Origin of the sequence: Planococcus sp. APC 3906 (assembly GCF_030407685.1) — a bacterium.
In the GTDB taxonomy this organism is placed as follows: Bacteria; Bacillota; Bacilli; order Bacillales_A; family Planococcaceae; genus Planococcus; species Planococcus koreensis.
The window spans coordinates 1-6990 of record NZ_JASDCW010000053.1 but is presented as its reverse complement, the minus strand read 5'-3'; the positions used below and the strand labels follow the sequence as shown (position 1 = coordinate 6990).

7 protein-coding genes and 2 pseudogenes are annotated in these 6990 nt (G+C 38.3%); 8 read left to right on the top strand and 1 reads right to left on the bottom strand.

Going from position 1 to position 6990, the window contains the following annotated elements; translation table 11 throughout:
• Nucleotides 1-170: pseudogene (locus tag QMA09_RS16800) on the bottom strand (IS21 family transposase); the annotation flags it as partial.
• Between the two features lie 326 nt (nt 171-496).
• Here QMA09_RS16800 and QMA09_RS17170 point away from each other — a divergent pair.
• From QMA09_RS17170 to QMA09_RS16765, 8 genes and pseudogenes are all read left to right on the top strand, one after another.
• A pseudogene (locus QMA09_RS17170) lies at nt 497-784 on the top strand (DUF4288 domain-containing protein); the annotation flags it as partial.
• A gap of 696 nt (nt 785-1480) precedes the next feature.
• Nucleotides 1481-2020, top strand: coding sequence for a hypothetical protein (locus tag QMA09_RS16795; RefSeq protein WP_290213955.1), 540 nt, complete (start codon nt 1481-1483; stop codon nt 2018-2020).
• A 168-nt stretch (nt 2021-2188) separates the two neighbouring features.
• A complete protein-coding gene (locus QMA09_RS16790) occupies nt 2189-2971 on the top strand; it encodes an ankyrin repeat domain-containing protein (protein WP_290213954.1) in 783 nt (260 codons plus the stop codon).
• 152 nt (nt 2972-3123) lie between these two features.
• A complete protein-coding gene (locus QMA09_RS16785) occupies nt 3124-3714 on the top strand; it encodes an SMI1/KNR4 family protein (protein ID WP_290213953.1) in 591 nt (196 codons plus the stop codon).
• A 250-nt stretch (nt 3715-3964) separates the two neighbouring features.
• Nucleotides 3965-4426, top strand: a complete 462-nt coding sequence (locus QMA09_RS16780; RefSeq protein ID WP_290213952.1) for a DUF5063 domain-containing protein — start codon at nt 3965-3967, stop codon at nt 4424-4426.
• 169 nt (nt 4427-4595) lie between these two features.
• Nucleotides 4596-5207 (top strand): VanZ family protein, encoded by a 612-nt coding sequence (locus QMA09_RS16775; RefSeq protein ID WP_290213951.1) that lies wholly within the window; start codon nt 4596-4598, stop codon nt 5205-5207.
• 156 nt (nt 5208-5363) lie between these two features.
• Nucleotides 5364-5789 (top strand): DUF4275 family protein, encoded by a 426-nt coding sequence (locus tag QMA09_RS16770; RefSeq protein WP_290213950.1) that lies wholly within the window; start codon nt 5364-5366, stop codon nt 5787-5789.
• A 253-nt stretch (nt 5790-6042) separates the two neighbouring features.
• Entirely contained in the window at nt 6043-6504 is a 462-nt protein-coding gene (locus QMA09_RS16765) for a barstar family protein (protein WP_290213949.1), read from the top strand.
• Nucleotides 6505-6990: the final 486 nt, after the last annotated feature.

The window sequence follows — 6990 nt, the reverse complement described above, 5'->3', positions numbered from 1 at the left end:
ATGAAGCCGTTTAGGTATTTATCGATTGTTCGGCGGTCCACATCAAGCTTTCTCGCTAGTTCACTTTTGTTTATTTTCATTTTTAGATTCTCCATTAGAGTTTTAAATTTCGGTAAGTCACTCAATTTCTTCACTTCAAATTCCGTTTCAATCGCTAGCTGTATGTACATACTAATCACCTCTAGATTAGTATGCCGATGCACATCAAAACTGTACATGCTTAAACAATCATTTTAGTACATAGTTAAGCTATCATTTCTATTCCGAATCTGTCTATAGAAGAGCTTTAATACGATTATCTGAATTTCAGAGGGGGATGAAAATGAAAAAGAGGCTGCGTAAAAAAATGACCAAGGATTGGGAATGGTATGCAGTAAAGGTCTTATACGAATGCATCATCTCAGGAGAGAGTTCTCAAGAACCGATAGATATAGCTTCACCAAGAGATCACAAGACTTATGAGGAAACTCTCTTTCTCATATAAGCCTCTTCTGAAGAGCAGGCTTATGCACTTGGTGAAAAGGAAGCGATAAAGCAGGAAGTGGACTATTTAAATGAATACGGCCAAAAGGTTGAATGGGAATTTGTAAAGACGATCGATTGTTTTAATTTATTTGATAGACAACTTCAAACTGGCACAGAATTGTATTCACGCTTTTTTTATGTTCCTGACACGATATCCACAGAAGATGTAATTTCGCATTACTACCCAGAAACGGTCGTCGAAGTACTGGTCAATAAGAATTTCAATAAAAATAAAAAGGAGGAAGATGTGAAAGAGTAATCGTTAAGCAAATTCTATAAATGAAATTTAGGATGACATCATTGCCATTACATTTAGACCAAAGGCTATTCGACATGGTACTGCAACAATGGGCGAATTGAGGTTTGAGGAAGTGTCTGCGATACTCTTTGTTGAAAATGATGGAGAGTAAGGTGGTTCCATGGTAATTAGCGCTATTTGGTATATTCCAACTCATATCGGTTAGACTTCCATCATTGCACTAGCAGAAAATCAACTCGTGTAACAGCAGCCAAAATACCAATTGCCGAATCCAGTGGATCATACGTAAATGCTTGCAGATCTAAAAAGCGAACTGAAAAAGAGCTAGGAAAGGGAGTAACAGCTTTTAGCTATCGTTCAGCAGCTGCAAAGCGATCTAGATGATTTGAAAAAAGCGCCGGCAAAATCCAAATGATTGGGGTTCCCATGAACTCGTCGCAGACGGGCTAAGAGGGCTGGACGATTGGATGTGCGATGAAATTACCCAATGTGATGAGGAGTTCCTTTCCCATGAAATTTTACTTGCTTCCGAAATGAAAATCGTTATTCAATGCAAAAATATTTGAGTGAGCCAAATCAAACAGGAAAGCCAATAAACGAGAATAGTTAATCTGGGTTTTCTTCTGACTTTGAATTTAACTTATTGTGAAGTAAGTTACGTTCAAATCAAGTACTCGAGATAGGGGTAGAAGCATTATGATGGATTGGAAATGGACGGAAGTCGGTGCATTAGAAAGTCAGGAAAAATGGAATGAAGCGAAAACGCTCCTCATAAAAAATTGGCGCCAAAATCCTTCTGACGTGAAAGTTGCAATCCGCCTTGGCTTCTTCTGCTGGTATATTAGTGTCGAATATTTTCCTCTGGGAATAAAAGAGGAAGACCTTCAGGAACCATGGGATGTGCTAAAAGAAGTTACGCATTTTGGCTTAGCTAATTTTTTGGAAAACGAGGACTTTCTTTGGTGTTTTGGTTATATGATGGCGCTATTCCCGTGGTATTTTGGCGAAGATGAAGTTTGGGAAGCAAAAGGCTTCTCGATGTTAAAACGTGCATATGAACTTTGTCCAGATGAAATCGTGTACAGGTATACCTATTTGAGTATGCTCTCCGATCCTTATGAAAAACAGAAAGATGAATTTTATCAGCTGCAAACGGTGCTAGAAGAGCGATTCCAAGGAGATGGCTTGGTTTCCGACTATTTCAAGGGCATATGGCATCGTTGGCACGGAAGTTGAACTAATTAAAATGTTAGCTTAAGATGCATTCCATTTTGAAAAATTCTTTTTGTAAAGATCTTAATAAAATCCTCTAATATACAAGTGGGTTTCTCTTGTTTGAATGAAACTTATTGTGAATTAAGTTACATTTAGATTTTGTCGAAAAAAATAATAGGAGGGATCTGTATGTTGGAAAATGATATCTATCAAGATGCAGCAAATGGTAATCTGGAGAAATTGGCAGAGTTTCTTTCCACCGGATTCGACATCAATCAAGGCGATGATGGGGGTTATACGGTCCTGCACTGGGCAGCTCAGGAAGGGGAGCTGGAGACCGTGGCCTTTCTGCTGGAGCAAGGTGCGGATCCGCTGAAGCTGGATGACCAGCTGTATACGCCGATTGATGTTGCGGTTGCCGAAGGACAAGTGGAAGTGGTGGAGTTTTTCTTGAACACCCTAAAATCAGAAAGCTACCGAAAACTTTCCTTGCTCCATGTCGCTGCTGCCAATGGACAAACTGGGAGCATCCAGCTCTTGTTGGACCGGGATTGGGCTGTGGACCAATTGGATCCATCGCGCGGAGATTACACCGCCTTGCACTGGGCCGTGCAGGAAGGCCATTTGGGCGCTATCCAACTGTTGCTGGCTCACGGAGCTGATGTGAATGCGAAAGACAACTCCAAAATATTTCCTCTCTATCAAGCTGCTGCCGATGGGAATACAAATATCGTGGAGTACCTGCTGGACAACGGGGCTGGTATTGACGCTAAGTCGGAAGCCGGGGTAACGCCTTTAATCATTGCCAGCTGTTACTTCGACTCCAATCAATTCGAAACCGTCAAATTGCTCGTCGAAAGAGGAGCGGATATTCATGCAAAGGACAAAGAGGGGAAGACAGCCCTCTTTTATGCAGAGGAATATGGGATTGATGACGTTGCCAGTTTTTTTAGAGTACAAGGTGCTCAATAGTTCGTGGAAATGAGTAATTCATTCCTGTATAAACTTAGCGCTTTGAATGTAATTTAATCTAAAGGAAGTTACATTCACATCAGCAAATTCGTTAGTTAATAACATTCACTTTAAGGCCATCAACACGCGAACTCGATCTCTGGGATGGGATAGTGGATTTGGAGAACATTAGTAAAGGAGTGAACAATGACTATATGGGCATTCATAAGATTATGCAAGCTGTTTTAAAAGCAACGGATAGCAACAATGAACGGCTATTGATTCAAAGAGACGGTTTACTCACTAAAAGTATCAGTACAGTTAATCCTCCTTCTGAGGAAGAAACCATCGTTGAATTCGAACGACGGATTGGGCATCAGCTGCCAAAAGACCATCGTTCCTTTCTACTGGAATACAATGGAGCGCACCTCTATCAAGTAATTTTGGACAACGGGGTAAACGGTGGAGGCGGACTGAAACTGTGTTCGGTTCAGGAAATGAAAGAGAGTCTCAAGTATATGGATGGAGACCTTAATTTCTTGCCAATTGGGGACGTGGATCAGCAACATCTTGCTATCAGTATGGAAGCTATCCAAAAGAAAGACCCCAATTACCTTTTTCTAATGGAACACATAGATGGACCAAGGCGTTTGGACCTTAATCTACTAATGTTTTTGGATCGTTTTATTGTTTCTCAAGGTTCTCTCTTCTGGGATTGGCCGCTTTATACTGCTGATAATCCTCAATACTCTGACGATGAATAGACTGTGTGTATCCACTACTACAATCAGCAGATAATAAGAAGGTTTACACATTAGAACTTATTAGAAGATAAACAATTAAAGGGATAGAAGATGTGCTTAGATAAGCATCTTCTATCCCTTTTCGTCTGGAAAAGTGTACTTTTACGAAAAGTTTAAAAACAGGTGAATGAGAGTTTCCAGCGAACTAAGTAATAAGAAAAACATTATGATTACTAAAGAGTAAACTAAAATATAAAAGAGGAGTAAAAAGATGCAAAACCAAGAAGTGGAAGCGTTTCGATTTGTTGCTACAGCCTATTGTGATTTTATCGATTCTTGCCGTATTTTTGAGGAAAAAGAAAGCTTCCGTAAATTGCTCAGAATCATTTCTCACCTGTATACAACAGCCCTGGATTTGCCGGAAATTGAACCTGAAGATGAGCATTCTATCGATTTGGATTTCCCGCTGCCGAAAGTCGATGTTAAATACCATAACTTATACACTGAGATATTCGATCCTTATCAAGATGAAAAGCCAGTGAACGGTTGTCTGGACGACGATATCATGGGCATTTACAGGGACATTAAGAAAGGGCTCATTCTATACGAGCAGGGAAAAAGCATTGAAGCGGTATGGGAGTGGAGATTCGGTTTAGAAATGCATTGGGGAGAACATGCTACAAGTGCCATCCGTGCGCTGCACGCCATCAATTACGTTACACGTCCTACTTAATTCTCAGATAAGAAGATTCGAATAGAAATTTAGTTTACATAGCTTGAACTTATTGGAAGGAAAAAGCAAAAAGTATAGCCGCTATCCTTCCTTTTATTTGCATTATGCACTTTTCCAGTTATTTTTTGGTAAAATCTAGATATCTGAAAGTTCCTTTTGAGGTGAAAAAATGCATCTGCTTAAAAATTTTATATTAATCGTCTTATCGCTGCTAACCTCTCAGTTCGTTATGTATTATCTTATTGATGACCTAATTGTGGTGTTTGCTGCTTCGCCGATTCCTTATATACTAGGGAGATTCTTGCTGGCTTTTGTCATTTTTGGCTGTTTCAAGTTTCTGATGAAAGAATTTGAAATTGAATCCATCTATATAAACTTCGCTATGATACTGTACTTAGTCTTTTTATTTTCTATAACCCTTTTTAGGGGGAATTCGAAATCAACCGACTCCAATTTCATGCCTTTTAACTTCTTGACCTATGCTTCCGAAGCAAACCTTTCAACTTTTACAGCTGCTGTGTTAATTAACATGCTAATGCTTGCCCCTCTAGGAGCATATTTGCGAATAAAGAATATAAAATTCACTTTTTCATGGCAAGTTATTCTTTACGGGAGTTTGATAATAGAAGGGCTTCAATTCTTCACAAAGCGTGGATCCTTTGATGTCGATGATTTGTTGTTAAATACTCTAGGCGGTGGTTTAGCGTATCTTGCAGTTGGCCTTATTCATAATCAAATCCCTAAAGCTAAACTTTCAAATTCATTTAGAAGATCATCGTGAGCCATGAGAATTGGCAATTGATATGCCGTTTCTTTCAGGCTCATCCTTAGCCTGTTATTGAGGATTTTTCTCATCAATTTCTAAGAGTTATAATCGCTAATAAAATAAGGTAGCTGAATGTAACTTATATGGGTCATTTATAAAGGGGTTAGTAGATTGGATGAATTTTTACATAGACAAACAAATCGGTTACAGGACAAGAATATTAGCTTTAAAATAGTGCCGAATAAAGGGCATGAGCTAGAGCAAAAATGGGAAGAAGCTTTTGCCAAGGATATGAGCCAATCCCAAAAGAGAAAGATGGCTTTAAAGCAATGTATGTGGAATGTCTTTAGCTGGGGGGAAATCGAATGTTTAAAAGAGCAAAAAGCGATAGAAGCATTTGATTTGCAGAAAAAATTTGGGTGCTATCTTATTTACACATCTAGCGAAGAAGCAATACATATACCAAAGGCTAATCAACTTAAAGCAAAAGATATCACTTATATATGCAGCGACCTCTATATAGTTGATGAACACTTCACCTGGACTTATGTTCTAACTCATGAAGAAGACTGCGGTCCTTACTTTTATAGCCCTTAAGATTCCCTTATTCTTTAGTTAAGCTAGAGATTAGAAATGAGGTAATTAAGCATTACGGAAGCTAGAAAGCTGTAAGATTATTTTTTAAATATTTGAATGAAACTTAATGCTAAGTAAGTTACATTCAAGACCTTTATTTTTAAAAAATTTAAAGAGTGGCATCATAGAGAAAGTATTTCCAAAATGCCTTCTAAAATAAGAAAGATAGGAGGAGGGAAAGATAGATACGAAACCAGCGAAGTGGAAAGAATTGATGCTAAACGGCAGTATAATCTTGTTTAGAAAAACCGACATTTTAGAGAAAACCAGTAGAAAAATTGAAGCTGAAGGGTTCGAGATAGTTCGGTTTGATTGTGGAGAATGGGATGAAGAGCTTTTCCATAAAGAAGTTGCCAGGAAGTTGAATTTTCCAGCTTATTACGGTGAAAACTTAAATGCGTTTAGTGATTGTCTATCTGATTTACCAATAAACAATACGGGCATTTTGTTGGTTTTCACTCATTTTCAGTCCTTCCTTGCGAAACATCCTGAAGTAGCCATTGCTATGTTAGAGCTCATCCATATAAACTCTTGGAGATTTTTACTCGAAGGAAAAGCAGTAATAAGTTTTATTCATTCAACTGATCCAGAAATATCCCTCCCTGCGATAGGTGGGATGGTCCCCGAGTGGAATGGAGAAGAATGGTTTGATAAAGATCGAGGAATTATAAATTAAATAAAGTGAATGTAACTTATTAGCAATTAAGTTATATTCAAAGTACTTGATTTATCTTAATTCTAGTAACGTAGGAAAAAGGAAAGTATTGAAAAATTTAAGCTATATAGCTGGTTAGCAACCAGCCGTGATCAGGATGATTATTGAAATTGACGGCTACTTCAACCAAGCATTATTGACCGGTAAAAAATGTTCCAACCAGCAATTGAGGAAGATGTATCGACAAGCAGACCAATTAACTTCTGAGACTCATGACTTTGCCAATGTGTTTTGCCGGCTTCATAACTTTGATCAACTTCCATATGCAGAGGATATAGAAGTTGATTTTGTCTTGGATACGGATACCGGCAGGATCTACTCTCCGAGTTACTAACTTTTAGGAACCATTTTTCGTGACTTTTTGTTAAATCAGAATGTACCTTAACTCTAATTAAGTTACATTCAGAATACCAATTCTAATGAACTTTGAAGAGCAAGAAGAAAAAG